The organism is Nocardia sp. 852002-51101_SCH5132738 (assembly GCF_001665695.1).
Taxonomy (GTDB): domain Bacteria; phylum Actinomycetota; class Actinomycetes; order Mycobacteriales; family Mycobacteriaceae; genus Nocardia; species Nocardia nova.
The window spans coordinates 70,753-96,077 of record NZ_LZML01000062.1 but is presented as its reverse complement, the minus strand read 5'-3'; the positions used below and the strand labels follow the sequence as shown (position 1 = coordinate 96,077).

Sequence of the window (25,325 nt, the reverse complement as noted above, 5' to 3'; positions counted from 1 at the left end):
CGAGCTCAGCCGAGCACGCCACCCACATCCGCGCCGCCGAGCAGTTCGGCCTCGCTGATGCCCAGCCGCCGACTGGCCAGGTCGAGCGCCTGCTGCAGCACCGCGCTGGCACTGGCGCCCACCACCTGGGAATGTTCGAGCCGGCCGTTGCCGCGCACCACCCGAACCCGGCAGCGCCACGCGATTCCGGCGCGGTCGACCTCCGGGCGTTCGATCACGATCGTCACCGGGACACCGTCGATCTCGAGCACATGTTCGGCGAGGGCGGCGATCGGCCTGCTCGCAGTTTGCAATCCCCTGGCTACCGATGCGCTCTGCATAGCGATCCTCTCAGCACATTTCCCGCACAGCCCATTGCCGCTGCAGTGTCACGCCTGGAAACCTAGTGCAGGTTCGAGCGTTCAGCAACTGGACAGCTAACTTTTGCGGATCATGTCACGACCGCGTGATTTCCCGGCAGGCGGTGTCAGCCGACCGCCAGCAACGGATCACCGGTCTCCGGATCGTTGATCGCCACCACCGCCGCGGTGGTGAAAACCTCCACCGGCACCCCGCCGATACTCGGGCTGATGTTGGTGGTGATCTGCGCGGCGGCAGCGGCAGGCGCGTAGCCGTGGGACACGTCGAACTCCCAGGAGATCTCGTAGCCCCAGCAGATGTTGAAGATCAGCAGGCGGCTGCCGTCGCGCAGCACGACCTCCGACGGAATCCCGTCGCGGTCGCGATCGCGCAGCAACCGCAGGATGGTGCGATCGGCGTTGCCGATCCGGAGCGCGCTCTGCGCGCTGGCCGGACCTTCCCCGCGCGGGCGGCCGTCACCGCGCGAGGGGCCCTCGTCATTGCGAAATACGACGTCCACTACGGCCGATCCGTCACCGCAGCATCTCGGCGACCAGGAATGCCAATTCCAAGGACTGCTGGGTATTGAGACGCGGGTCGCAGGCCGTCTCGTAGCGGTCCTCCAGATCCAGATCCGAGATGTCCTGGGCGCCGCCGAGGCATTCGGTGACGTTCTCGCCGGTGAGCTCGATGTGCAGGCCGCCCGGATGGGTGCCCAGCGCGTGGTGCACCTCGAAGAAGCCCTGCACTTCGTCGACGATGCGATCGAAGTGGCGGGTCTTGTAGCCGGTGGAGGATTCGTGGGTGTTGCCGTGCATGGGATCGCACTGCCAGATCACCTGATGGCCGGTGGCCTGCACCTTCTCGATGATGGGCGGCAGCACGTCGCGGACCTTGGTGTTGCTCATCCGCGCGACCAGGGTGAGCCGGCCCGGCTCGTTGGTGGGATCGAGCCGCTCGACGTATTCCACCGCCTGATCCGGCGTGGTGGTCGGGCCGATCTTGATGCCGATCGGGTTGGCCAGCAGTTCGGCGAAGGCGATATGGGCGCCGTCGAGCTGCCGGGTGCGCTCACCGATCCACAGGAAATGCGCGGACAGGTCGTAGAGCACCGGATCGCCGGCGGCGTTGTGGGACAGCCGCAGCATCGCTCGCTCGTAGTCGAGGACCAGCGCCTCGTGGCTGCAGTAGATCTTGGCCGACTGCAGGCTGGGATCCTGCACCCGGCAGGCGTTCATGAACGCCAGGCCGCGGTCGATCTCGGAGGCCATCTGCTCGTAGCGGGCACCCGCCGGCGACTGCGCGACGAAATCGCGGTTCCAGTCGTGCACCTTGTGCAGATCGGCCATCCCGGCGCCGGTGAGCGCGCGCACCAGGTTCATCGCCGCGCTGGCGTTGGCGTAGGCGCGCACCAGCCGCGAGGGGTCGTGCTCGCGCTGGGCCGCGTCGGCGACCAGCGCGTTGACCATGTCGCCGCGATAGGACTTGAGGCCGAGTGCGTCGACGTCGGCCGAGCGGGGTTTGGCGTACTGGCCCGCGATCCGGGCCACCTTCACCACCGGCAGGCTCGCGCCGTAGGTCAGCACCACCGCCATCTGCAGCAGGGTGCGGATGTTTCCGCGGATATGCGGCTCGGTGTTGTCGGCGAAGGTTTCCGCGCAGTCGCCACCCTGCATCAGGAAGGCTTCGCCGCGGGCCACCTCGGCCAGTCGCAGGCGCAACTCCTCGACCTCGGCGGGCACGCACAGCGGCGGCACACTCTCGAGGACGGTGCGCATGGTGGCGGCCTGCTCGGGATCCCACGACGGCTGCTGCAGGGCGGGGCGGGCGAGTGCGGCGTCGAGTCGCCGACGGAGCTCGGCAGGCAACGGTGGCAGTTCCGGCAAGCGATCGATCGGTACGTCGACGGTCCAGTTCACCAGATCAGAATACGGACCTTCCGCAATCCCGGGGTAACCCGGAGGGTAGGGGGCGATGATTACGTCGGCGCGGGCGGGGCCGTAACCTCGAGCCGGGCCGGGTCGGGCGGTTCGGCCGAGATATCACCGCGAGCGCCGGTGTACGCCGAATCGGAAAGGGCACGACCGCGTGAAATATTTTTATGACTGCGAATTCATCGAGGACGGGGTGACGATCGATCTGATTTCGATCGGCGTGGTCTGCGAGGACGGTCGGGAATATTACGCGGTGTCAACGGAATTCGACCCCGAGCGAGCCGGGCAGTGGGTACGGCGCAATGTATTGCCGAAACTTCCCTCCCCCTCCTCGCCGCTGTGGCGCAGCCGGCAGCGCATTCGCGACGACCTCTATCAATTCCTGGTACCGCGACCGACCGTGCGTCCGGAATTGTGGGCGTGGGTGGGGGCCTACGACCATGTGGCGTTCTGCCAGCTGTGGGGGTCGATGGTGGATCTGCCGACGGCCCTGCCGCGCTACACCAACGAGCTGCGCCAGCACTGGGATCACCACGGCCGGCCGGAGTTGCCGCCGGTGCCGGCCGACGCGCACGACGCGCTGGCCGACGCCCGGCACAATCTCGCCAAGTACGAGGCCATCGAGGCGTTCCGGCGCAGCGGCGCGATCACCGGTATCGATCGGCGGTAGGCGGCGGGCGCCGCGCTGCCGATACGACTCGGCCCCCGGACGGTTGTCCGGGGGCCGAGAACGTAACGGCGAAAGTCAGCTCGCCAGGGTCTCCGGGATCCGTTCTGCCTCGGGGCGGCTGCCGGAGGGCACGCCCTTCTTCAGGCTGGCGGCGTAGACGTCGACGTACTCCTGACCCGACATCCGCATCAGCTCGTACATGATCTCGTCGGTGACGGCCCGCTCGACGAAGCGGTTACCGCCCATTCCCTCGTAGCGGGAGAAGTCGATCGGCGCACCGAATTTCACGGTGACGCGGCGGCGGCGCCACCGGAACGGGCCGGGAGGGCACACCTCGTCGGTCCCGATCAGCGCCACCGGGATCACCGGCACACCGGTCTCCAGGGCGAGGCGTGCCACACCGGTCTTGCCCTTGTACAGGCGGCCGTCGGGCGAGCGGGTGCCTTCCGGGTACAGGCCCACCATGCGGCCCTCGCTCAGCAGTTTGCGAGCGGTGTTGAGCGCATCCTCGGCGGCGCTGGCGCCGCTGCGGTCGATCGGATACTGGCCGGTGCCGGAGAAGAAGAACTTCTGCAGCCGGCCCTTGAGTCCGGGCGTGGTGAAGTATTCGGCCTTGGCCAGATAGGTGATGCGACGCGGGCTCAGCAACGGGGTGAACAACCAGTCGGTGAACGACAGATGATTGCCGGCGAGGATGACTGCTCCGTCGGCGGGAATATTCTCCACGCCCTCGACCTTCGGCCGGTTGTAGATGTGCATGAAGGGCCCGACCAGCACGAATTTGAGCAGCCAGTAGAACATTGCGTCCTTTCCCCTGTGATTGTCGAACGGGACCGGCCTCGTCGCAGGCACCTCCGTCGGCACCGACTCTACCGTCGCCGACCTGCTGCGACCAACCCCACACGAGGTATTTCACATGCCCGCAATCACATCGGTGAAATCGGGTACACATGAGGTGCTTACATGCGCGAAAACCGACCGGGCGTCGAGCGAATCGGCGAGATGTACGACGCCCCGGATCGTTTGCTCCCTACCTCGTGCGCCCCGGCCGCCCGTTCGACGCCCCGGCGCGAGAAGCCGATCCGCTTCCCGTCGCGCGGCATCGGCGGGGAGGAGGAAGACTATTCCCGGCCTGCGGCGGAGCGAGGTCGGCTCACGGCCGCCGAATCGACACCGCTGCCGGTTGTCCGCGAACGCCCTTCGGCCGCCCCGGTCTCGAGCGCCGTGCGCGCGAGTTCGGCCGCGCCGATCATCCCCGCCGCCTCACCCAGTTGCGTGGTGCGGATGCGAGCCAGCGGGCGATGACGGCCGCCGGTGATGGCGGCGGCGTAATGCTCGCGCGCGTCGTCGAGGAACAGCGGCGCCGAGGAGCTGACGCCACCCGCGATGACGATCAGGTCGGGATCGAAGATGTCGCTGACGAAGGCCAGTCCCAGCCCGAGCCAGCGGGCGAAATCGGCCATCACGTGCAGCGCCACCGGATCACCGTCGTGGGCCGCGCCCGCGACCCGGCGCCCGGTCAGCGATCCCGGATCGCCGACCACCTCGCGTGCCAGGATCGTCGAGGGCATCGGATCGGTGGCCAGCATTTCGATCGCGGTGTCGACCAGAGCGGTACCGCTGCAGTAGCGCTCCCAGCAGCCGCGTTTGCCGCACGGGCAGATCCGGCCGTGCGGCACCACCTGCAGATGGCCCAATTCCGGTGCGACACCGTAACTTCCGCGATACAGCCGCCCCTCCACCAGCAGCGCCGCGCCGATGCCGGTGCCGATGGCGACCAGTACGCCGTTGTGCGCGCCCGCGGCCGCGCCGAATCGGTATTCGGCCCACATCGCCGCGTTGGCATCGTGTTCGAGGATCACCGGCAACCCGAGCCGGCGTCCGAGCCGACCGGCGACCGCGGTGTCCTCCCACGGCAGATGCGGCGCGAAACGCACCGAGGAGCGGGATTCGTCGACGAATCCGGCGACCGCCAGCCCGACCGCACCGATGTCGTGGCGCGCACACAGTTCCCGGACCGCGCGGTCGAGGCCGTCCTCGAGTGCGTGCGCGGAATGCGGCGTCGGCGCCTGGACGGTGTCGAGAACCTCCCCGTCCCCGTCGACGACCGACGCCCGGATATTCGTCCCGCCGACATCGATGCCGACGGTGAGCGGAGCCTCTCTTCCGACCCTGCTGGTCATTTCTTGATCCGCACCGGGATGGGAACGTATCCGGGTCGCTCGACCGAATCCCGCCCCCGCCCAGCACGTTCGGCCGCGCGCCGGCCACCGCGGCGCGCCTTGCTCCCCTGATCGTCGGCCGCCGGCTTCGCGCCCCGGGCCTTCTCCGTAGCGCCGCCGCGCTCGTCTCCGGGCGCGTCCGCATCCCGTCGGACACCCTTCGCGCGGCGGTCGGCACCGGGAGCACTGCCACGCGCTTCGGCACCGGGACCACTCCCGCGCGCTTCGGCCCTGGGATCACTGCCGCGTGTTTCGGCTTCGGTCCCACTGCCGCGCACCTCGGCACCGCGGTCCGACACATCGCCGGCCGCCCCGCCCGCGATCCACCCGTCGTGCTCCGTTCGCTCCGAACTCGGATCGGCGCCGACTTCCGTTGCCGCGGAATCGTATTCGCCGGATTCGTCGTCGGCGTCCGGAAGGTCGTCCGGGAGCAGCGGTTCGACCGGCACTCCGGCCAGCGCCTCGCGCAGCACGGTCACGATCGCGGTGCCGTGGTCGGCGACCGCGGCGACCACCTCGTGGTGTTCGCCGCGAACCAGCGCCGCGGTCGCGCAGACGGGACACCAGCTGCAGCTGTCCCATTCGCGGCCGTCGGCGGCCGCGCGGCGCAGGGCGGGTTCGACTCGTTCGAGCAAGGTTTCGGCGAGGGCGCGCAGTTCCTGGGCGAATTCGCCGAAACTGTCCTCGTGGGCGTGGGTCATTGCGGCCAGACCCCCGGGTCGGGCCGGAAACGCACGATGAGCTGCTCACCGTCGAGTTCGGCGCTGTCGACCGTGCACCGCCGCAATACCGGCGCCAGTCGTAGCCGCCGCCGGACCCCGTCCGCTCCCACGATCACATCGTCCTCCACTCGTCCGAGTCGCAGCGTGCCCGGGTCGACCACCGGCAGGCGCATCCGCAGCGTGAATACCGAATCCAGCCCGGTGCCCGACTCCCACCGCACCTCCGGCTCCCCTGCCGCGGTGCCCGGCTCCGGCGTCGTGTCGCCCAGCATAGGGTCTGGCTCGGCAGTCGGCGGGTTGCCACGAACGGGCAATGCCTGCGCCAGCGCCGACAACGCCCGCGGTCCGACCGGTTCCGGGCCGCTGTGATGGGCGATCACCACGGGCACGTCGGGCATCCGGCGGCGCAGGTCCGCGATCACGTCGAGTTGTTCCGCGCGCCGCTGCAGGTACCACTGCACCGCGGGGTGCGCGCCGCCGTCGGCCGGCGGCACCGGCGGCAGCACTTTGTTCACCACCACCGCGTCCAGGCGTATACCCAGAAGCGCCGCCGCCGAACGCACCCGCGCGGATTCGGCCAGCGCGACCCGTTCGGCGCCGGTGATCAGCCGCGCCCCGGTGCGGTGCGAATCGGCGAGCAGATCCCGAATCGCCGTGACCGCGGCCGCGATCCGCTCCACCGTCGCCGCCAGCACCGCGCGCCGCATATCCGTACCGGTCGCGCTCAGCACCCGGGCATGGGTGGGCCAGATTCGCTCGAGGTAGCCGAGCAGGGTGTCGGGTGCGGTGACGATGCGCAACATATCCGCCGAGGGCGGGCAGTCCACGATGATCAGATCCCAGTCGTCCTCACCCGCGAACTGGGCGATCTCGGTCAACGCCAGTAGTTCCTGCACGCCCGGCAGTCCGGTGAGTTCGGCGGGATCGAGTGCGGCGAGGTCGATGCCGTGATCGTGGCCGGCGCCGGACAGCATCCGTGCGACGTCGCGGAACCGATCCTCCAGCAGCGCAAGCGAATCGATCTCGATGACGTCGAATCCGGGGGCGACGGTCACCACCCCGGCAACCGTGCCGGGATCGTGCGCGAAGCGGAAACCCAGTGCGTCGCCGAGCGAATGAGCCTGGTCGACCGAGGCGACCAGCACGCGCTGTCCGGCCTGCACCGCAGCGATGGCCGCCGCGCAGGCGAGCGTGGTCTTACCGACTCCGCCCTTGCCGATGAACAGTTCGAGACGGGTCGTGACGGCACCACGACCGCGCTGCGGAGGCCGGGTCAGCCTTCGACCCGTTTCTTGAGTTCTTTGAGGGCCGTATCGGTGATCACCTTCTCGGCCTTGCGTTTGAACATCCCGATCATCGGGATGGTGAGGTCCACGGTCAGCTCGTACACCACCTGGGTGGTGCCGTCGGGCTGCTCGATGAGCTCGTAGGTACCGTCCTGCGCCTTCTGCAGGTCGCCACTGACCAGTTGCCAGCTCACCGCCCGTCCGTCGGCCCGCCAGGTGTAGGACAGCACGTAGGTGTCCTTGACGACGCCGGCGTCCAGCACGAACTTCGCCGTGCGGGCCCGTCCGTCGGGGAAGGTCTCCAGTACGTCCACCGATCGTGCCGCCGATACCCATTCGGGATACGACGGTAGATCGGCGATGACGGCCATCACCCGATCCGAGGGGGCATCGATGGTGATCGACCTCTGGGTCCGGTCGGCCATGACTGACAGCGTTTCCTTTCGACCTAGCGTGACGGCGCCACACCGGCCGGACGGCCGGCCTCCAGCCGCGATTTCACCTCGAACGACATCTTCTTGCCGGCGACCCGCCGGGAACGGTTGGCGGCCATCAGGGTTCGGGGCGAGAGTGCGGCCGCGCCCGGCGGTTCGGCATGCATGAAGTAGTGCAGGATCACCCCGTCCAGCGACGGCTCCAGCCAGACCTCCATGGTGCCGGTCAGCGGCCCGCTGACCGACCAGCGAATTCCCTTGTCACCCCGGTCTTCTCGCACCTCGAGGGTGAGGTCGGGCCACCAGCGGTGCCATCGCGACCGATCGGCCAGGACCTCGGCGACCGCGGCGCCGGGCGCGGCGACGAAGGTCTGGTCGGCCACCTGGATGCTGCTCACGGCTGTGGCTCGCTGCTGCGCTCGCTCATGAAGCCCGAGCCTACTGGGTCGGAGCCCGGAGGCGGTAACGCAGTGCCGAGCCCGCGCGACCTGCCGTCACGCGCGGCCGGGGCGCCGGCCGGCTCACCGGACGGAGCCGTCGGATCCCAGGACACCGGAATGCGCGCCGGGATCGAGCAGACCGCGCAACCGGCCGCCCAGAACGTCCCAGCGCCACTGGTCGGCGACCCATTCGCAACCGGCGGCGCCCATCCGCGCCGCGGCGTCGCGATCGGACAGGATGTCGACGACGGCGGCGGCCACGGCTCGTTCGTCGCGCCCGTCGACCACCGTGCCGGTGCGGCCCTCGAGAACGGTTTCCGGTGCGCCGCCGGAGTTTCCGGCGACCACGGGCACGCCGGTGGCCGATGCCTCCAGATAGACGATGCCGAGGCCTTCCACGTCGAGCCCGGCGCCGCGGGTGCGCGAGGGCATCGCGAAGACGTCGGCGAGGGTGTGGTGGGCGGCCAGTTCGGCGGCGGGGACGCGACCGGTGAACACCACGTCCGACTCCAGGTCCAGCGCGCGCACCAGCGCGCGCAACTTCTCCTCGTACGGGCCACCGCCCGCGATGACCAGCACCGCGCCGTCGATGCGGCGGCGGATCTCGCGCATCGCCAGAATCAGCATGTCCTGGCCCTTGCGCGGGACCAGCCGCGACAGGCACAGCACCGTGGGCCGCTCGCCCAGGCCGTACCGGGCGCGCAGTTCCGCCCGCGCGGCGGGGTCGGGACGGAAGACGGTGCTGTCCACCCCCGGCGGCAGGTATTCCAGGGCAGCCTGGGCGCCGAAGGCCGCGGCGAAGCGGCGGCGCGTGTATTTGCTGACGTAGGTGACGACATCGGTGTGGTCACCGATCACCCGCAGCACCTGCCGGGCGCCCGGCAGCATGGACCAGCCCACCTCGTGGCCGTGGGTGCTGGCGAGGATCCGATCCGCGCCGAAACGGCGCAGCGCCGGCGACATCAGGGCCAGTGGCGCGGCCGCACCGAACCAGACGGTATCGCATCGTTCGTCACGCAGCAGCGTGGCGGCGCGGCGCAGCACCAGCGGGGTCGGCAGCATCAGGGTGGTCGGGTGGCGCACCACCCGGAACGGCTGCTGGGCATCGAACCGCAGATGGGAGTCGCCGCGCCAGCGGGGCGCGTAGACCACGAGGTCCTCCGGCGGCATCCGCAGCGCGAGCGAATGAACATACGACTGGATGCCGCCCGGCCGGGGCGGAAAGTCGTTGGTGATCAACAGCGTGCGGCCCATGGGGGCGAGTCTATGGGTGTGGCCGCCACGTCCGGCGCAACGGGTGTGGCCGCCGCGTCCGGGCTCCTAGGCGGCCACGCGGGCCTTGATCCAGTCGCGCCAGGCGGAGACGAATTCGGTTCGGCCCAGGCCGAGTGTCTCCCGCAGGCCGCGATCCAGCGCGGCCTGGTCCTGGGGGCCGGTGGCGAGCCGGTGGTAGAGCGCCACGAGTTTCGGCTCTCCGAATCGGTCGGCGACGAACGCGTTGGCCGACCAGGCCTGTTCGTAGGCCAGGGCGGCATCGGCGCCGGGGCTCGGCGTGAACGCGGTATCGGACGGCAGGTCCGCGGGCAGCTCACCGGAGCGGGCGCGGGTGGTGACGGTCGGCGCGAGCTGCGCGAAACGCTGCTGATCTCCGCGGTGGCCGCAGTACTCGGCGAACCCTTCCAGCACCCACTGCGGGGAACCGTCGACGGTCCCGGCCCGGGCGGCGACGTGGGTGAGTTCGTGGCGCAGGGTTTCGCGCAGACCGTCCGGGCCGAGCCGGCGCCCGGCATCGGGCGAGAAAACGATCCGCTGACCGGTGGGCTGGGTGCCGGGTACGAACGGATCCGACACCGAGGCCGCCGCGACCTGGTCGGACACCGGACCGGTGGCGTGGGTCAGCGCCGCGAATTCGGAACTGCTCGACGCGACGGCCACCACGGCTTCGTGGGCCCAGTCGGTACCCCACACCTGGGAGACCGCCGTGACCGCCGGGCCGGCCTCGCGGGCGAGCTGGTCGACGTCGCCGCGCTGGTACGGATGCCCCAGTACCACCGACAACTTGCCGTCGTCACCCGAAACGTGTTGCGCGACAACGGGTCCGTACGAACTCATGACGCGCCGCAACTCGGGCAGCTGCGGATCGGCGTGCGAGGGCGCGGAATCGGTTTCCGCGGCGGCGGGCACGGTGTGCAGGCCTGTCTTCGGCAGCAGCAGTAGGGCGCCGCCGGCCGCGGTCAGCGCCACCACCACGGCGAGGGTGGCGACGAATTCGAAGCGCCCACGATGCGCCAGCCATGTCCGGACCCGCAACAATCCGCTCATACGACACGATCCTCACGTCGGTGTGATGACTCGCCGCCAGATTCTCGCAGTGTTTACGGCATTCCGATCCAGTATCGGCGCGCGGAATGGAAGGGGGTGTTGCCCATCGGCGCCACCGCGACCGGCACACCGAAAGTGGAGGCGTGCAGGATCATGCCATTTCCGGCGTAGATGCCGACGTGCGAGGCGTCCGAATAGAAGAACACCACGTCGCCGGGCTGCAACGAGTCCCGCGACACCGGCGTGCCGACGGTGGCCTGCGCCTGGCTGGTGCGCGGCAGATCGATACCCACGTGGTGGAAAGCCCACTGCACCAGGCCGGAGCAGTCGAACTGATCGGGGCCGGTCGCACCCCAGACGTACGGGTCGCCGACGCGGGTCAATCCCGCGGCCAGCGCGCTGGTACCGCTGCCCGGGACCAGGCCGCGCAGCAGGGTGTCGCGGTCGAAACCGGGCGGGAACAGCGATCCGGCGAGGGTGGATTTCTCCCCGGCCGAGAGCGCACCCCAGGCCTGGATGACCTGAGCCATCGCGCCCTGCAGATCGGCGCGCTTGTGTTCGAGGTCCGCGCGCACCTGGTCGGCCTTCTGCGCGGCGGCCTGCGCGGCGTCGGAGGCGGATTTGGCGGCGGTTTCAGCGGCGGTGGCCGAATCGGTGGCCTTGGAGAATTGCGTCAGCTGATCGGCGGTCTGCGTGGACAGCACATCCAGCGTCGACATCTGGTCGAGCAACTGCTGCGGGGAATCGGAGACCAGCACCGAGAACAGCCGGTTGGTCCGGGCGCCCTGATAGGCGGCGATCGCGGTCCGGTCCACGGCCGGTTGATATTTGCGCACCTCGGCCTTGGCGGCATCGAGGGCCTGGGTCGCGGTCGCGAGTTTGGCATCGGCGTCGCGGGCCACGCCCTGTTTGGCTTCCAGATCGCCCTGCGCGGCCAGCGCCTGCTGGTTGAGCTGCTCGGACTGATGCGACAACTCGATGAGCCGCTGCACCGCGTCACCGGCAGTGGCCGGTTGTTCCGCCGGAGCCGGATCGGCCGTCGCCAAACCACCGGAAGACGCTCCGAACACGAGCGCGCCCACTGCCAGTGAGCCGCCGACCAGGCGTCTGGTTCTGTTGTTGCGTTGCGCGTTGCCCTTGTGCGCTGTCACGGCCTGCCGTGCCCCGTTCTCTCGTCCCGAGCTGGAAACCACGAAGGTCTCGATAAGGTTACGGAACGGCGACCGTCCATGTCCAGCAGGGCACGAAACGATCACGCCGTATAGCCCGAATGCCCGGATCGGCGGTCCGAACTGTGCGGAATGCGCCGATCCGGGTGGGTCGAATCAGTAGCGGCGAGCGCCCGCGACCGGCATCGAGGAGATCGGGGCGACCTTCACCGGCTCACCGGCGGTCGAGGCGTGCACCACGTTGCCGTCGCCGACATAGAGCGCGGAGTGGCTGCCGCCGTAGAAGGACACCACGTCACCGGGCTGCAGCGCATCCAGCGAGACGGGGGCGCCCTCCTCGAGCTGTTCGTAGCTCGTGCGCGGCAGTTCGCGCCCGGCCTGCTCGTAAGACCACTTCACCAGGCCCGAGCAGTCGAAGGCGTTCGGGCCGGCGGCACCGTACGAGTAGGGGGCGCCGACCTTGGACAGGGCGGCATCGGCCGCGCGCTGACCGACGGTCTGCTGCGGCGCGAACGGCGCGGGAGCGATCCCCGGAATCTGAATGCCCGGCGGGACGGCGCCCTGCGGAACGGCGCCGAGGACCTGATCGGGAACATCGAAGGTGCCGACGCCCGGTACGGTGACCGGCGCGGCCGCGGCGGTGGTCGCCGGGAGCAGCAGAGCGCTGAGGGTTGCTGCGCCAACGGCTCCGGCCGCAACGGCCCGGCGGGCGGTACGAGGCAGCCCCTGAACCTGTCGCTTGATCGCCATGATGCGGTACTCCTCATCTGCCCCACGACGCCGCACCCGGTGGTGCGTCGGACTCCGTGAGGTCTCGAAAAGATTACGAGGGCATAACGGTGCGTTGTAAAGCCCGGACGCGTCGTCTCGGGTTCAGGTAAAGGCCCCCGCTCGACAGCATGCGAGATAGCTCACAGTGATCACGAAACGATAACGACGGCTGTCGCCGGATGCGTTTACCCAGGTGCATCCCGTCCCGAGATCAGGCGAGCCACCACCGGAGCCGAGAGGCGCTCCGGCGGGAAACCGCAAGTAACCGAGAGCATGTCGGCCGGAAACCAACCGAACAGTCCGCACGTTTGAGAACCGGCACCGCACAGTCAAGCCCGGCTTCGCCGTCGCCGTCGCAGACCTCGCTCGTTCGCCGCTAATTCATAGCTATACCGAATTACCGTGACCCTGATCACTTTTCGGCATACTCGTGCAATCCGAACCTCGCAGAGCGCAAATCTCGCGCCGGTCCGGCTGCCCGCCGACATCCGGAACGATCCTGTCGGACCCTGCGCCTACGCTGCTCGCCGTGCCCTCCCCCGTACCGCGACCGGCCCAGCTGGCCCTCGAACTTCCCGGTCACGGCGGTGACGAGCCCGAGATCGCACTGCGAGACGTCACCTTCGTCGTGGTGGACCTCGAGACCACCGGGACCCGGCCCGACGGGGACGCCATCACCGAAATAGGTGCGGTGAAGGTGCGCGCCGGCGAAGTACTCGGCGAATTCGCGACGCTGGTCGATCCCGGCTGCGCGATTCCGCCGCAGATCGTGCAGGTCACCGGCATCACCACCGCGATGGTCCTGGAGGCCCCGCGAATCGAGGCCGTGCTCCCCGGATTTCTCGAATTCGCGTCGGGCGCAGTGCTCGTCGCCCACAACGCGCGCTTCGACATGTCCTTCCTGAAGGCGGCGGCCCAGCGCTGCGAGACCGCATGGCCGGCCTTCCAGGTGCTGTGCACGGTTCAGCTGGCGCGGCGCATTCTCGATCGGGACGACGCGCCGACGGTGCGGCTCTCGGCGCTGGCTCAGCTCCTCGGCGCCTCCACCCGGCCCACCCACCGCGCCCTCGACGACGCGCGCGCCACCGTCGACGTCCTGCACGCGCTGTTCGAACGGGTGGGCAATCTCGGGGTCCAGACCCTGCCCGAATTGATGGACTATCTGCCCGAGGTCACCCGCCGCCAGCGCTCCAAGCGCATCCTCGCCGCCGATCTGCCCGCCGCACCGGGGGTGTATCTGTTCCGGGGACCCTCGGAGGAGGTCCTCTATATAGGGACGGCGGTGAATCTGCGCCGGCGCGTGCGCAATTACTTCACCGGCTCCGAAACCCGTACCCGCATGCGGGAAATGGTCATGCTCGCCACCCGCGTCGATCACGTCCGCTGCGCGCACGGACTGGAAGCGGGGGTGCGCGAGCTGCGCCTGCTGGTGGCGCACACCCCGCCCTACAACCGGCGCTCGAAATTCCCCAAGCGCGCCTGGTGGCTGACGATGACCGACGAGCCCTTCCCCCGATTCGCGGTGAGCCGCACCCCCACCGCAGATGCTCTGGGGCCCTTCCATTCCCGCACCGACGCCACCGAGGTCGCGGCAACCCTCGCGGAATACAGCGGACTGCGGACCTGCACGACACGCATCCCCCGCGGCGGGGTGCACGGCGGCGACTGTCCGCCCGCGGCCGTGGGCGCGTGCCCGGCGGCGATCTTCGGCGAGCGGGCGCCGGGCGCACAGTACGCGGCCGCCCCGCGGGCCGTACGGGATCTGTTCACCGGACGCGACGACGCACCCTTGCGCGCGATCGCCGCCCGCATCGACGAGTACGTCGCCGCAGAGCATTTCGAGGCCGCCGCGCGGCTGCGTGATCGCACCTGCGCCGTGGTGCGGGCGCTACGGCGCACTCAGCGCCTGGCCGCCCTGGCCCGGATCGCCGAGCTGATCGCGGCCCGCCCCGACGGCAGCGGCGGCTGGGAATTCGCGGTGATCCGCTACGGCCGCCTCGCCGCCGCCGGAACCGCCGCGCGCGGTATCCCGCCGATGCCGGTGGTCGAGAGCCTGGTCGCCGCCGCCGAGACGGTCCGCCCGACCACGATCACAGCAAACCCGTCACCGGAGCCGCGCATCCCCACCGACACGGATGATCTGCACGATCCCGACCACCCGCCGCTGCGCGGAGCCCCACCCGAGGAGACCGGCGTGATCGCCCGCTGGCTCGACCAACCCGGGACCCGCATCGTCCGCACCAGCGACGGCTACCGGGAACCGCGGCTGGGCGCGGGTCCCTGGCTCGCCTGGGTCGAACGTGCCGAGGCGGCCACCCGCGTGGAATCGGCTGCGAGCGAATACCTCACGCGTACCAGCGCGTAGTAGCTCACGGCCGGTTTTCACCGGACACCAGGCGCGAGCGCGGCACTCACTCCCCCAGCGAGAACCCCGCCTCCACATCCGCACTCGAATACGACTTGAAGGCGATATGCGTCGTCGTGCGCAAGACTCCGGCGGTCTTGTTCACCCGGCCGGTCACCACCTCGGCGATCTGTTCGTGATCGCGCACCCGCACCACCGCGATCAAATCGACGTCTCCCGCGCACGAGTAGACCTCGGCGACGCCGTCGAGATCGGCCAGTGCCTGCGCGGTTTCGGGAATCCGGGCCGCCTCGGCGTGGATCAGAACGATCGCGGTAATCATGAGCGCGAGTCTAATTGCGCGCCGCCGACGAGCCCGCACCGTGGCCGTATCGCCGCAGGAACGCGGTCGCCACACGGCACCAGCCGCACATGACACGGCCGCACATACGACGGAGCCCCGAGCCGAATGATCGACTCGGGGCTCCGAAACAGCGAACTCAGTGGCTGTGCTTGCCGCCGCTGCCGCTGGTCTGCTCCTGGTAGGTGGCCAGGACCTCCAGCTGCTTGTGCTCGGCCTCGTGCTCGCTCGCGGTGAGTGCCTCGGCCTCGGCGGGCGGATCGGCCCGCAGGAACGAACCCGAACCCGGCTTGCCGGCCCAGCCCAGCTTGTTCATCTTCTTCGGCACCGGCGCGCCCTGGTACTCCAGCGGAATCGGGTGGCCGTGGGCGTCGACCGGGCCCAGCGGCTGGTGCACCTCGATGTACTCACCGTGCGGCAGGCGCTTGATCACACCGGTCTCGATGCCGTGCTCGAGGACCGTGCGGTCGGCGCGCTGCAGGCCCAGGCACAACCGGTACGCCAGGAAGTAGGCGATCGGCGGCGCGAGGAGCAGGGCGATGCGGAAGAACCAGGTCGTCGCGTTCAGCGACACGTCGAACTTCAGCGCGATGATGTCGTTGACACAGGCCAGGGTCAGCACCAGGTAGAAGGCGATGGCCATGGCGCCGATCGCGGTGCGCACCGGCACGTCACGCGGACGCTGCAGGATGTTGTGGTGCACCGTGTCGCCGGTGAGGCGCTTCTCGATCCACGGGTAGGCGATCAGCACCGCGAACACCAGACCCATGATCAACGCGACCCAGAACGGAGCCGGAACGGTGTAGCGGCCCAGATACAGCTCCCACGGCGGCATCAGACGGGCCATACCGTCGGTCCACATCATGTAGAAGTCGGGCTGCGAACCGGCCGAGACCTGTGACGGGTTGTAGGGACCCAGGTTCCAGATCGGGTTGATCTGCAGCACACCACCCATGACGGCGAGCACGCCGAGGGTGAACATGAAGAACGCGCCCTGGTCGGCGGCGAACACCGGCACGATGCGGGCACCGACCACGTTGTTCTCGGTGCGGCCCGGTCCGGGGAACTGGGTGTGCTTCTGGTACCAGACGATCGCCACGTGCGCCGCGATCAGCGCCAGCATGATGCCCGGGAAGAGCAGCACGTGCGCGATGTACAGACGCGGGATGATGATCGTGCCCGGGAAGTCACCGCCGAAGATCAGCCAGTGCATCCAGGTGCCGACCAGCGGAATACCCATGGTGATACCACCGAAGGCGGCCCGCAGACCGGTACCCGACAGCAGGTCGTCGGGCAGCGAGTAACCGAAGAAGCCCTCGAACATCGCCAGGATCAGCAGGAGCGAGCCGATAACCCAGTTCGCCTCACGCGGCTTGCGGAACGCGCCGGTGAAGAAGATGCGGAACAGGTGGATGATGATCGAGCACGCGAACAGCAGCGCCGCCCAGTGGTGCACCTGGCGGACGAACAGACCGCCGCGCACCTCGAAGGAGATGTTCAGCGCCGTCTCGTACGCCCGTGACATGGTGACGCCGCGCAGCGGCTGGTAGGCGCCGTGGTAGACGACCTCGCTCATCGACGGATCGAAGAACAGCGTCAGGTAGATACCCGACAGGATCAGGATGATGAAGGCGTAGAGCGCGATCTCACCCAGCAGGAACGACCAGTGGGTCGGGAAGACCTTGTTGATCGACCGTTTCACGAACGCCGCGGCACGGTACCGCTCGTCCATCTCGTTGGCCTGTGCGACCACTTTGCTCGGACTCATGAACGACGCTCCCAGAAGGCCGGACCGAGCGGCTCGATGAAGTCGCCGTTGGCGACCAGGTAGCCGTCGGTGTTGACGGTGATGGGCAGCTGCGGCAGCGCGCGGGCGGCGGGACCGAAGATCGGCTTACCCCACTCGGTCGCCGAGAACTGCGACTGATGGCACGGGCACAGGATCCGGTTGGTCTGCTGCTCGAACAGCGAGGTCGGGCAGCCCAGGTGAGTGCAGATCTTCGAGTACGCCCAGTAGTCACCGAAGTTGAAGCTCTCCTGGCCCCTGCGCTTGATCGCCTTCTGCCCGTCCTCCGGGCGCAGGCGGATCAACATGACCGCGTTACGGATGCCACGCAGCGACTGGAGGGTCTCCTCCTCGTTGCCGCGCCACTCCTCTTTCCACGGGAACACGGTCTCCATGGCGCCGGCGTCGAGGTCCTCCGGCCGCACCAGCACGATGTCCTCGGGCCGGCCGGTGTCCTTGCGCAGGTAGATCGTCTGGCCCGGGAAGTCCGGAGTCCAGCCCGACACCCACAGCGGGGACTTCATGCCCTTGGCCCACGGGTTCTTGATCATGCCGCCGACGAACAGGAACAGTGCGCCGATACCCAGCACACCCACGCCCAGTCCAGCGGTACGGGTGATCATCTTGCGACGTCCCAGCGTCGAGGTCTCCAGCGCGTCCGACAGCTGCGCGCCCAGGGTGCGCCGGTCGACCTCGTCGGAGGGACCGTCGTGGCGGGTCTGGATGGAGATCTCGTTCGGGACGAACTTCTTGCGGATGATGACGGCGGCGACACCGATGGCCAGCACCGCGATACCCAGCAGCAGGCCGTAGAGCGGCGTGGCCAGCGAGTACAGGCCGTTGCCGTCCTCGTTGCGGCCCTTGTACTCCCAGGGCCAGAACAGGAAGACGCCGATCAGCCCGGCGGCCGCGAGGGCGGAGATGGCGAACCAGAACGTCACGTGCCGCTCGGCGCGCTTCTCCGCGCGTGTGCCCGGAACCGGCCAGCGCGGAGCGCGGTAGACGACGTCGACGCCGTCGCGCGCGGTACCGAGTTCGACCAGCTCGGCGGTCGACATCGCGTCGAGCTGCTCCTCGGTGGGGTTCAGGTTCACGCCCTTACCGCCGCCATCCTCAGGCCGGCTCATCTCGTTTCGCTCCTGTTCGCTCATGATCGCGATCCGATCCACATCGCGGCGCCGACCAGCACGATGATGCCGGCGACCCAGATGGCGATGGCCTCGGTCGCGGGACCGAAACCGCCCAGGCCGTATCCGGCCTCCGGCTTGGTCTCGGTGCGGTCCTTCACATAGGCCACGATGTCACGCTTCTCCTCCGGAGACAGCTGCCGGTCGGAGAATTTCGGCATGTTCTGCGGGCCGGTGAGCATCGCGGTGTAGATCTGCTGCGCGTTGGCCTGCTCCAGCGACGGCGCGAACTTGCCGGAGGACAGCGCACCGCCCTTACCGGTGAAGTTGTGGCAGGACGCGCAGTTGAGGCGGAACAACTCGCCACCGCGTCCCAGGTCGGCTCCCTTGATGAGGGAATCCTGCGCGATCTCGCCGTTCGGGTCGCGAACCACGGTCGGGCCGCCGCCGTTGGCCGCCACGTACGCGCCCAGCGCGTCGGTCTGGCGGGCGTCGAACTTCGGGGGCTTGCGCTGGATCTGCGCGCCGTTACCCGCGGCGGGCATGCGACCGGTGGACACCTGGAAGTAGACCGCCGCCTCGCCGACACCGATCAGGCTGGGGCCGCGGTCCTGAACACCCTGCAGGTTGGCGCCGTGACAGGTGATGCAGGAGGTCTCGTAGATCTGCTTACCCTCGCGGATCAGCGCCGACTGATCCTCGTTGGCCGTCGCGACCTGTGCGTGCGGGGTGAGCGCCGATGCCGCGAAGCCGGCTCCGACGAGGCCCATCAGAAGAACCAGACCGCCGGCGAGCTTGCGGCGCATCCGGCGCTGCTTGCGGGTCTTGATGGCCTGGTTGTTCTCAGCGCTGCCGATCCCGCTCGTGGGATCTGGCGCTGACGGGGGAGATGAACTCATCTGTGTCCCTTTGGAGTAGACGGAACCGACTTGTGCAAAGTGTGTATTTGTCGCGGACCGCGCGTGACGGCCGCCGCCCGGCTAGCGGACGAAGTAGATCGTGGCGAACAGCCCGATCCAGACGATGTCGACGAAGTGCCAGTAGTAGGAGACGACGATGGCCGCGGTGGCCTGCGCCGGCGTGAACTTACTGACCTTGGTGCGAATCAGCAGGAAGATGAACGCGATGAGACCACCGATGACGTGCAGACCGTGGAAGCCGGTGGTGATGAAGAACACCGAGCCGTAGATGCTGCTCGAGATGGTGGTGCCCTCCGAATAGAGCGCGTGGTACTCGGTGCCCTGACCGGCCACGAAGAACGCGCCCATGAAGAAGGTGAGCAGGTACCAGCGGCGCAGGCCGAAGACATCGCCGCGCTCGGCCGAGAACACACCCATCTGGCAGGTGAAGGAGGAGGCGATCAGCACGGCCGTGACCGGCACGGCGAGCTTGAGGTTCAGCTCGGTCGGTTCCGGCGGCCAGTTGCCATGAGCCTGGGCACGAGCGACGAAGTACATGGCGAAGAGGCCGGCGAAGAACATCAGCTCGCTCGACAGCCAGATGATGGTTCCGACGCTGACCATGTTGGGCCGGTTCAGCGAATGCACACGCTGAGTAATGGCCGATCCTGGGGTCCCTACTGCGGTCGTCACGCCGGTAAGTATGACTCGTCGTAGTACGACAGGCGTAGCCGGGTGCGAATTCGGGGTGTCGGGCTCGGAATCATCAGCGCGCGTGCGGGTCTGGAGCCCGGTTCGGCGTGTCCGGTGAACCCGCAGGTCGAGCGTCGATGCGACCACGGTGACCAGCGGAAATCCCGAGTATGCGATGCTGCGTCGACGCGCGGAGGAAGGCGGGTGGCATGGGAATTCGATCGGTGTGGCAGCGGCTGTCGGGCCGGGGTGCGGCGACGGAATTGGATCCGGCGCGAACGGATCTGATGGTCGTGGTGTCCAGTTTCGACGATGCCGAAGCCTGCTCGAGCGCGCTCGCGCGGGCGAGCGGATGGCGCGCCGAGGAGCAGGCCCTGCTACGCCACCATCTGCGCATCCCGGCCACCGCCCGGGACGAGGTCGTCGACATCGCCGCCCAGGACGGCTACTCCCCCGCCGCGACGTCCGAGGCTTCCGATCCGACCGGCAGTCATATCGAATTGGTATTACAGCGGGTGCAGGTCCTGGACGCGCTGCACTGCTCGCAAGAACGGTCGCGGATGGCCGGATTGGCGCAGCGGCACGAGGGCACGGCGGTGGGCTGGGACGCACTACAGCCGAGCGGAATCGAGCCGGGATCTCCGTAATCTTCTTCCGCAATCTTCTTCCGTAACGCCGAGAACAAAGAAATTGCCTCCGCCGATTAGGCTGCTAGCCGGGCGGCCGACGACGATCCGACGGCCCCCACGCCCGCGCGGACGAGCGATGTGGGTGTCCGATCGCGAACGGGAGATGTGATGAGCGCGCGCAGCTGGCCCGAGATTCTCGGTGCCCTGACCGACGGGGTCGATCTGACCGCGGAGGAGGCGGCGTGGGCGATCGACGAGATCTTCTCCGACAACGCCACCCAGGCGCAGATCGCGGCCTTCGGCGTGGCCATCAAGATGAAGGGCCCCACCGCGATCGAGCTGTCCGGCCTGGCGACCGGCATGTTGAGCCATGCCCGGCGGGTGTCGCTCGATATGGGCGCGGTCGACATCGTCGGCACCGGCGGCGACCGCTCCGGCACGGTCAATATCTCCACGATGTCCTCGATCGTGGTGTCCGCGGCGGGCATTCCGGTGGTCAAGCACGGTAATCGGGCCGCGTCGTCGAAGAGCGGCGGCGCGGACGTGCTCGAGGCGCTGGGCGTGCGGATCGCGTTGAGCCCGGAGTCGGTGGCCCGGTGTGTGCGCGAGGTGGGCATCGGCTTCTGCTTCGCCCCGCTGTTTCATCCGGCGCTGCGGTTCGCCGGTCCGGCGCGCAAGGAGATCGGCATTCCGACGGTCTTCAACGTGCTCGGCCCGCTGACCAATCCGGCGCAGCCGAGCGCGGGACTGATCGGATGCGCCTTCGCCGAGCTCGTCCCCGTGATCGCCGGGGCGTTCGCCGAACGCGGCGCCAATGCGCTGGTGGTGCGCGGAAACGACGGCCTCGACGAGATCACCACCGCCGATACCACCGATGTGTGGGTCGTCGCCGCGGGTGAGAAGTACGAGACCGTCATCGATCCGACGCTCCTAGGCATCCCCCGCGTGGATCCGGCGGCACTGCGCGGCGGCGATGCGACCGTCAACGCCGCGATCGCCCGCGACATGTTCAACGGCGCCCCGGGGCCCGTCCGCGACGCGGTCCTGCTCAACTCCGCCGCCGCGATCGTCGCCTTCGAGCTGACCCCCGAGACCGCCCGCACCGACATCCACGAGCTGCTGCGCCCGGCGCTGGAGCGGGCGGCGGCCTCGGTCGACACCGGAGCGGCCACCCAGTTGCTCGACCGCTGGGTGAAGGTGAGCAACGAGCTCGGGGACTGAAACCGGGGAACAGTCCCCGGGCTGTCACTTCAGGTAGCGCACGATGCTTTCCGCGACGCACGCGGGCTTGTCCGCCCCGTCCAGTTCGATGGTGACGGTCCGCACCGCCTGGATGCCGCCGGGGATCTCGGAGACCGAGTCCAAGTGGACGCGGGCGCGGATGCGGCCGCCCGACGGCACCGGCGTGATGAAGCGAACCTTGTTGAGCCCGTAGTTGATTCCCATCGTGATGCCGCCCACCGTGGTCGCCTGGTTGCTCAGCGGCACCAGCAGCGACAGGGTGAGGAATCCGTGCGCGATGGTGTGTCCGTAGGGGCCCTGCGCGGCCTTCTCGGCGTCGACGTGGATCCACTGGTGGTCGCCGGTGGCGTCGGCGAAGGTATCGATGCGGTCCTGGTCGACCTGCAACCAGTCGCTGACACCGAGTTCGGTGCCCACGGCCGCGGCGAGCGCGTCCAGATCGGCGAAATCGGTCATGTCCGGTCCCTTCCGTGCTGCCGGGGCGTTGCGCCGGCAGCTCACATGAAACGTTGTTTCAGTTCGCGTTTGAGCACCTTGTGCGTGGGCCCCAGCGGCAGCTCGGAGACGAACTCCACGCGCCGCGGGTATTTGTACCGTGCCACATGCTCGCGGCCGTAGGCGACGACTTCCTCGGCGCTGAGCTCACCGGCCGGCACGACGACCGCCACGATCTCCTCGCCGTAGTTCTCGTCCGGCACTCCGATCACCGCCACCTGCGCGATCCTCGGATGCCGCAGCAGCGCCTCCTCCACTTCGGTGGGATAGACGTTGAATCCGCCGCGGATGATCATCTCCTTGATCCGGTCGACGATCCGCAGATATCCCTGCTCGTCGCGCACGCCGAGGTCGCCGGTGCGGAACCAGCCGTCGACCACGGCCCGCGCGCTCGCCTCCGGATTGCCGGTGTAGCCGCTGAACACGTTGTGCCCGCGCACGACCACCTCACCGACGCTGCCGGTCGGCAGCAACTCGATGCGGTCGGTGACGCCGGGATCGGCGATCTCCACGTCCACGCCCCACACCGGATGTCCGACGGTGCCGGCGCGCGGTCCGAAGACCGGCTGGTTCACCGCCGCGGTCGGTGAGGTCTCCGAGAGCCCGTACCCCTCGAGGATCCGCGCGTCGAACACCTCCTCGAACCGTTCCAGCACCGGCAGCGGCAGTGCCGCACCCCCGGAGATGCACAGCCGCAGTGCGGGGAGTTCGGCGGCGCCGGCGGCCGCCTCGATGAGTCCGTGATACATCGTCGGGACGCCGTGGAAGGTGTTCACGCGTTCGGTCACCATGAGCCGAATCGCCTCGGGCGCGGTGAATCTCGGCATCAGGACGAGGGTCGCGCCGACCCGCCAGGTGGAGTTCATCGAAACCGTCTGCCCGAATACGTGGAACAGCGGCAGCGCGCCGAGAGCCACATCGTCGCGGTGCACATCGTTGGCGTCGAAGGCGTTCACGGTGGCGCACATGACCATATTGAGATGGCTGAGCTCCGCCCCCTTGGGCCGGCCGGTGGTCCCGCTGGTGTAGAACACCACGGCGGTATCCAGCGGCGAGCGCGGGACGAACAGCGCGATCGCCTCGCCCGTCAGGCCGTCCGGTCGCACGCAGGCGATGCCGACCCGGCGGGCCGCCTCCGCACCGACCGATTCCACCTGCGGATGGCAGATCAGCAGCGTCGCCCCGCTGTCGCGCAGGACGAATTCGGCCTCGTCGGCGGTGAGCAGCAGATGCACCGGCACCACCGTCGCCCCCGCCGCGAGGATCGCGTAGTAGGCCCGGGGAAAGTCGGCCGTATTCGGGCACATCAGCGCGACCCGATCCCCCGGCCGGATACTACGCTCGATCAACGCGCCGGCCTGTTCCCTTGCCGCACGCCACAATTCGGCGAAGGTGAGCCGACGCTCGCCCTCGATGAGCGCCACGTGCCCGGGTCGGCGCCGCGCCGGTTCGGCGAGGATGCTCGCCAGCGACAGCGTCGCGTTCACAGCCCCATATCCTTGGCGATGATCATCTTCATGACCTCGTTCGTCCCGCCGTAGATGCGATTGACCCGATTGTCGGCATAGAGCCGGGCGATCGGATATTCGTTGATGAAGCCGTAGCCGCCGTGCAGTTGCAGGCAGCGGTCGATGACGCGCGCGGCGACCTCGGTGCAGAACAGCTTCGCCGAGGCGGCGTCGGCCGCACTGAGTTCACCGGCGTCGAGGGCCTCGAGAGCCCGGTCCACCACGGCCTCGGCCGCGTCGACCTCGGCCTTGCAGGCGGCGAGCTCGAATTTGGTGTTCTGGAACGAGGCGACGGGTTTGCCGAAGACGTTGCGCTGCTGGGTGTACTCCTGCGCGAACCGCACCGCGGCCGCCGCCTGGGCGTAGGCGCCGGCGGCGATGGAGAGCCGCTCCTGGGGCAGATTCTGGCCCAGGTAGGAGAAGCCCTTGTTCTCCTCGCCCAGCAGGTCCTCGACCGGCACCCGGACATCGGTGAAGTTCAGCTCGGCGGTATCGGAGGCCCTCAGCCCCAGTTTGTCGAGTTTGCGGCCGATCGTGTAGCCCGGTGACTTCGTGTCGACCACGAGCAGCGAGATGCCGAAGCGGCGGTCGTCCTCGCGGGGCGGCGCGGTGCGGGCGCAGACGATCACCCGGTCGGCGTTCACGCCACCGGTGATGAAGGTCTTGGCGCCGTTGAGCACGTAGTGCGTGCCGTCCTCGGAAAGCTTGGCGGTGGTCCGCATTCCGGCCAGATCCGACCCGGTGCCGGGTTCGGTCATGGCGATGGCGAACATGATCTCGCCGGCGGCGAATCCGGGCAGCCAGCGCTGTTTCTGTTCCTCGGTGGCGAGCTTCTTCAGATACGGCAGGCACAGTCCGACGTGCACGCTGGATCCGCCGAACGACACACCAGCGCGTGCCGTCTCCTCCATGAGGATGGTCTGGAATTTGAACGAGTCGATGCCGGCGCCGCCGTATTCCTCGGGCACCTCGATGCCGAAGACGCCCAATTCGGCGAGTTTGTAATAGAAATCGCGGGGCACGATGCCCGCCTCCAGCCACGTGTCGTAGACCGGGACCACTTCGGTCTCGACGAATTTGCGGACCGTGCCGCGGAAGGTGTCGTGGTCCTCGGTAAAGCTGGTTCTGCGCATGATGTTCTCCTGGAACGGTTTCAGAGCCGACGGCCGCCGTCGACGTAGATGGTCTGGCCGGTGATGAAGGACGCCTCGTCGGAGGCGAGGAAGGCGACGGTGTTCGCGATGTCGTCGGGGCGGCCGACCCGGCGCACCGGAGTGATCTCGGCCGATTTCGCCTGCCATTCCTCGACCGACACGCCGACGCGGGCCGCGGTGGCGGCGGTCATCTCGGTGACGATGAAGCCCGGCGCGACCGCGTTGACGTTGATGCCGTAGGGGCCCAACTCGATCGCCAGGGTGCGGGTGAGTCCCTGAATGCCCATCTTGGCGGCCGAGTAGTTGGCCTGGCCGCGGTTGCCGAGCGCCGAGACGCTGGAGGTGTTGACGATCTTGCCGTAGCGGCGGGCGACCATATGCCGTTGTGCCGCACGGGAACACAGGAACGCGCCGCGCAGGTGTACCGACATCACGGTGTCCCAGTCGTCGGCCGACATCTTGAACAGCAGGTTGTCGCGCAGCACGCCGGCGTTGTTGACCAGGATGTCGAGCGACCCCAGCTCCGCGGCGACGCGATCGAAGGCGGCGTCGACGCTCGCCTCGTCGGTGACATTGCAGGCCAGCGGGACGGCCACCCCACCGGCGGCGACGATCTCGTCCGCGGTTGTCTTGCAGGCGTTCTCGTCGAGGTCGGCGATGGCCACGGCCGCCCCGTCGGCGGCCAGGCGGGCCGCGGTGGCCGCACCGATACCCCGGGCGGCCCCGGTCACCACGGCCACTCTGCGCTGATCTGTCATCGAATTCTCTCCTCGAAATC

General features: G+C 68.7%; 26 protein-coding genes. 4 read left to right on the top strand and 22 right to left on the bottom strand.

Annotated elements, in window-relative coordinates; all coding sequences use genetic code 11:
• Nucleotides 1–5: 5 nt before the first annotated feature.
• The 3 genes from A5789_RS09480 to A5789_RS09470 all read right to left on the bottom strand — a co-directional run bounded on the left by A5789_RS09480 (nucleotide 6) and on the right by A5789_RS09470 (nucleotide 2,258).
• A complete protein-coding gene (locus A5789_RS09480; RefSeq protein WP_146097653.1) occupies nucleotides 6–320 on the bottom strand; it encodes a hypothetical protein in 315 nt (104 codons plus the stop codon).
• 146 nt (nucleotides 321–466) lie between these two features.
• The gene (locus A5789_RS09475; RefSeq protein ID WP_030514739.1) at nucleotides 467–859 is read right to left on the bottom strand and encodes a hypothetical protein; all 393 of its coding nucleotides are present in this window, start codon (nucleotides 857–859) and stop codon (nucleotides 467–469) included.
• 13 nt (nucleotides 860–872) lie between these two features.
• On the bottom strand, nucleotides 873–2,258 hold the full coding sequence (locus tag A5789_RS09470) for a class II 3-deoxy-7-phosphoheptulonate synthase (RefSeq protein WP_030514740.1): 1,386 nt from the start codon (nucleotides 2,256–2,258) through the stop codon (nucleotides 873–875).
• A gap of 169 nt (nucleotides 2,259–2,427) precedes the next feature.
• Between A5789_RS09470 and A5789_RS09465 the strand changes: the two genes are divergently transcribed.
• Nucleotides 2,428–2,943: a polyadenylate-specific 3'-exoribonuclease AS gene (locus A5789_RS09465; RefSeq protein ID WP_030514741.1), complete on the top strand. Its 516-nt coding sequence runs from the start codon at nucleotides 2,428–2,430 to the stop codon at nucleotides 2,941–2,943.
• A 75-nt stretch (nucleotides 2,944–3,018) separates the two neighbouring features.
• Here the strand turns inward: A5789_RS09465 and A5789_RS09460 are convergent, their stop codons facing one another.
• The 10 genes from A5789_RS09460 to A5789_RS09415 form a co-directional block, all read right to left on the bottom strand.
• Entirely contained in the window at nucleotides 3,019–3,744 is a 726-nt protein-coding gene (locus A5789_RS09460; protein ID WP_030514742.1) for a 1-acyl-sn-glycerol-3-phosphate acyltransferase, read from the bottom strand.
• A 320-nt stretch (nucleotides 3,745–4,064) separates the two neighbouring features.
• Nucleotides 4,065–5,126, bottom strand: a complete 1,062-nt coding sequence (locus tag A5789_RS09455) for an ROK family protein (RefSeq protein ID WP_063017263.1) — start codon at nucleotides 5,124–5,126, stop codon at nucleotides 4,065–4,067.
• On the bottom strand, nucleotides 5,123–5,866 hold the full coding sequence (locus tag A5789_RS37710; RefSeq protein WP_227462780.1) for a hypothetical protein: 744 nt from the start codon (nucleotides 5,864–5,866) through the stop codon (nucleotides 5,123–5,125). Before A5789_RS37710 ends, A5789_RS09455 begins: the two co-directional genes overlap by 4 nt.
• On the bottom strand, nucleotides 5,863–7,107 hold the full coding sequence (locus A5789_RS09445) for an ArsA family ATPase (RefSeq protein WP_321190234.1): 1,245 nt from the start codon (nucleotides 7,105–7,107) through the stop codon (nucleotides 5,863–5,865). Before A5789_RS09445 ends, A5789_RS37710 begins: the two co-directional genes overlap by 4 nt.
• Nucleotides 7,108–7,160: 53 nt before the next feature.
• Nucleotides 7,161–7,598, bottom strand: a complete 438-nt coding sequence (locus A5789_RS09440; protein WP_063017261.1) for an SRPBCC family protein — start codon at nucleotides 7,596–7,598, stop codon at nucleotides 7,161–7,163.
• Nucleotides 7,599–7,621: 23 nt separating this feature from the next.
• Nucleotides 7,622–8,005, bottom strand: coding sequence for a hypothetical protein (locus A5789_RS09435; RefSeq protein WP_030514747.1), 384 nt, complete (start codon nucleotides 8,003–8,005; stop codon nucleotides 7,622–7,624).
• Nucleotides 8,006–8,128: 123 nt separating this feature from the next.
• Complete coding sequence (locus tag A5789_RS09430; protein WP_064901525.1) at nucleotides 8,129–9,301, bottom strand: glycosyltransferase family 4 protein; 1,173 nt, start codon at nucleotides 9,299–9,301, stop codon at nucleotides 8,129–8,131.
• 66 nt (nucleotides 9,302–9,367) lie between these two features.
• Complete coding sequence (locus tag A5789_RS09425; protein WP_064901523.1) at nucleotides 9,368–10,369, bottom strand: hypothetical protein; 1,002 nt, start codon at nucleotides 10,367–10,369, stop codon at nucleotides 9,368–9,370.
• 53 nt (nucleotides 10,370–10,422) lie between these two features.
• Nucleotides 10,423–11,520, bottom strand: a complete 1,098-nt coding sequence (locus A5789_RS09420; protein ID WP_030514750.1) for an NlpC/P60 family protein — start codon at nucleotides 11,518–11,520, stop codon at nucleotides 10,423–10,425.
• 174 nt (nucleotides 11,521–11,694) lie between these two features.
• Entirely contained in the window at nucleotides 11,695–12,288 is a 594-nt protein-coding gene (locus A5789_RS09415) for a C40 family peptidase (RefSeq protein WP_063017254.1), read from the bottom strand.
• A gap of 550 nt (nucleotides 12,289–12,838) precedes the next feature.
• Here A5789_RS09415 and A5789_RS09410 point away from each other — a divergent pair.
• Nucleotides 12,839–14,674: a DEDD exonuclease domain-containing protein gene (locus A5789_RS09410; RefSeq protein WP_082940581.1), complete on the top strand. Its 1,836-nt coding sequence runs from the start codon at nucleotides 12,839–12,841 to the stop codon at nucleotides 14,672–14,674.
• A 46-nt stretch (nucleotides 14,675–14,720) separates the two neighbouring features.
• On the opposite strand, the gene A5789_RS09405 is transcribed toward A5789_RS09410, so the two are convergent.
• From A5789_RS09405 to A5789_RS09385, 5 genes are all read right to left on the bottom strand, one after another.
• Nucleotides 14,721–14,996 carry an Lrp/AsnC family transcriptional regulator gene (locus tag A5789_RS09405; RefSeq protein ID WP_036500227.1) on the bottom strand — a complete coding sequence of 92 codons (276 nt, stop codon included), beginning with the start codon at nucleotides 14,994–14,996 and terminating at the stop codon, nucleotides 14,721–14,723.
• A 157-nt stretch (nucleotides 14,997–15,153) separates the two neighbouring features.
• Complete coding sequence (locus A5789_RS09400) at nucleotides 15,154–16,782, bottom strand: cytochrome bc complex cytochrome b subunit (protein WP_063017252.1); 1,629 nt, start codon at nucleotides 16,780–16,782, stop codon at nucleotides 15,154–15,156.
• Nucleotides 16,779–17,927 carry a ubiquinol-cytochrome c reductase iron-sulfur subunit gene (locus A5789_RS09395; RefSeq protein ID WP_063017294.1) on the bottom strand — a complete coding sequence of 383 codons (1,149 nt, stop codon included), beginning with the start codon at nucleotides 17,925–17,927 and terminating at the stop codon, nucleotides 16,779–16,781. The genes A5789_RS09400 and A5789_RS09395 overlap by 4 nt, the downstream gene beginning before the upstream one ends.
• A gap of 20 nt (nucleotides 17,928–17,947) precedes the next feature.
• On the bottom strand, nucleotides 17,948–18,826 hold the full coding sequence (locus A5789_RS09390) for a cytochrome c (protein WP_082940580.1): 879 nt from the start codon (nucleotides 18,824–18,826) through the stop codon (nucleotides 17,948–17,950).
• An 81-nt stretch (nucleotides 18,827–18,907) separates the two neighbouring features.
• Nucleotides 18,908–19,519, bottom strand: coding sequence for a heme-copper oxidase subunit III (locus A5789_RS09385; protein ID WP_082940579.1), 612 nt, complete (start codon nucleotides 19,517–19,519; stop codon nucleotides 18,908–18,910).
• A 209-nt stretch (nucleotides 19,520–19,728) separates the two neighbouring features.
• Between A5789_RS09385 and A5789_RS09380 the strand changes: the two genes are divergently transcribed.
• Together A5789_RS09380 and trpD are read left to right on the top strand one after the other, a co-directional pair.
• Complete coding sequence (locus tag A5789_RS09380; RefSeq protein WP_064901518.1) at nucleotides 19,729–20,166, top strand: hypothetical protein; 438 nt, start codon at nucleotides 19,729–19,731, stop codon at nucleotides 20,164–20,166.
• Nucleotides 20,167–20,316: 150 nt separating this feature from the next.
• Entirely contained in the window at nucleotides 20,317–21,369 is a 1,053-nt protein-coding gene (gene trpD / locus A5789_RS09375) for an anthranilate phosphoribosyltransferase (RefSeq protein WP_064901516.1), read from the top strand.
• 24 nt (nucleotides 21,370–21,393) lie between these two features.
• On the opposite strand, the gene A5789_RS09370 is transcribed toward trpD, so the two are convergent.
• Genes A5789_RS09370 through fabG form a run of 4 tightly spaced genes read right to left on the bottom strand, consistent with a single transcriptional unit; the run spans nucleotide 21,394 to nucleotide 25,305 of the window.
• Nucleotides 21,394–21,846 (bottom strand): MaoC family dehydratase, encoded by a 453-nt coding sequence (locus A5789_RS09370; protein ID WP_063017243.1) that lies wholly within the window; start codon nucleotides 21,844–21,846, stop codon nucleotides 21,394–21,396.
• A 41-nt stretch (nucleotides 21,847–21,887) separates the two neighbouring features.
• Nucleotides 21,888–23,372, bottom strand: coding sequence for a long-chain fatty acid--CoA ligase (locus A5789_RS09365; protein WP_064901514.1), 1,485 nt, complete (start codon nucleotides 23,370–23,372; stop codon nucleotides 21,888–21,890).
• Nucleotides 23,369–24,526, bottom strand: coding sequence for an acyl-CoA dehydrogenase family protein (locus A5789_RS09360; protein ID WP_064901513.1), 1,158 nt, complete (start codon nucleotides 24,524–24,526; stop codon nucleotides 23,369–23,371). Before A5789_RS09360 ends, A5789_RS09365 begins: the two co-directional genes overlap by 4 nt.
• A 20-nt stretch (nucleotides 24,527–24,546) precedes the next feature.
• On the bottom strand, nucleotides 24,547–25,305 hold the full coding sequence (gene fabG, locus A5789_RS09355; protein ID WP_064901511.1) for a 3-oxoacyl-ACP reductase FabG: 759 nt from the start codon (nucleotides 25,303–25,305) through the stop codon (nucleotides 24,547–24,549).
• Between the last annotated feature and the right edge of the window lie 20 nt (nucleotides 25,306–25,325).

Bases quoted from the DNA above. Each gene is read 5' to 3' on its own strand.
- A5789_RS09480 (WP_146097653.1), bottom strand. From the start codon at position 320: ATGCAGAGCGCATCGGTAGCCAGGGGATTGCAAACTGCGAGCAGGCCG.
- A5789_RS09460 (WP_030514742.1), bottom strand. From the start codon at position 3,744: ATGTTCTACTGGCTGCTCAAATTCGTGCTGGTCGGGCCCTTCATGCAC.
- A5789_RS09455 (WP_063017263.1), bottom strand. From the start codon at position 5,126: ATGACCAGCAGGGTCGGAAGAGAGGCTCCGCTCACCGTCGGCATCGAT.
- A5789_RS37710 (WP_227462780.1), bottom strand. From the start codon at position 5,866: ATGACCCACGCCCACGAGGACAGTTTCGGCGAATTCGCCCAGGAACTG.
- A5789_RS09440 (WP_063017261.1), bottom strand. From the start codon at position 7,598: ATGGCCGACCGGACCCAGAGGTCGATCACCATCGATGCCCCCTCGGAT.
- A5789_RS09430 (WP_064901525.1), bottom strand. From the start codon at position 9,301: ATGGGCCGCACGCTGTTGATCACCAACGACTTTCCGCCCCGGCCGGGC.
- A5789_RS09425 (WP_064901523.1), bottom strand. From the start codon at position 10,369: ATGAGCGGATTGTTGCGGGTCCGGACATGGCTGGCGCATCGTGGGCGC.
- A5789_RS09415 (WP_063017254.1), bottom strand. From the start codon at position 12,288: ATGGCGATCAAGCGACAGGTTCAGGGGCTGCCTCGTACCGCCCGCCGG.
- A5789_RS09405 (WP_036500227.1), bottom strand. From the start codon at position 14,996: ATGATTACCGCGATCGTTCTGATCCACGCCGAGGCGGCCCGGATTCCC.
- A5789_RS09400 (WP_063017252.1), bottom strand. From the start codon at position 16,782: ATGAGTCCGAGCAAAGTGGTCGCACAGGCCAACGAGATGGACGAGCGG.
- A5789_RS09395 (WP_063017294.1), bottom strand. From the start codon at position 17,927: ATGAGCCGGCCTGAGGATGGCGGCGGTAAGGGCGTGAACCTGAACCCC.
- A5789_RS09390 (WP_082940580.1), bottom strand. From the start codon at position 18,826: ATGAGTTCATCTCCCCCGTCAGCGCCAGATCCCACGAGCGGGATCGGC.
- A5789_RS09380 (WP_064901518.1), top strand. From the start codon at position 19,729: ATGGGAATTCGATCGGTGTGGCAGCGGCTGTCGGGCCGGGGTGCGGCG.
- trpD (WP_064901516.1), top strand. From the start codon at position 20,317: ATGAGCGCGCGCAGCTGGCCCGAGATTCTCGGTGCCCTGACCGACGGG.
- A5789_RS09370 (WP_063017243.1), bottom strand. From the start codon at position 21,846: ATGACCGATTTCGCCGATCTGGACGCGCTCGCCGCGGCCGTGGGCACC.
- A5789_RS09360 (WP_064901513.1), bottom strand. From the start codon at position 24,526: ATGCGCAGAACCAGCTTTACCGAGGACCACGACACCTTCCGCGGCACG.
- fabG (WP_064901511.1), bottom strand. From the start codon at position 25,305: ATGACAGATCAGCGCAGAGTGGCCGTGGTGACCGGGGCCGCCCGGGGT.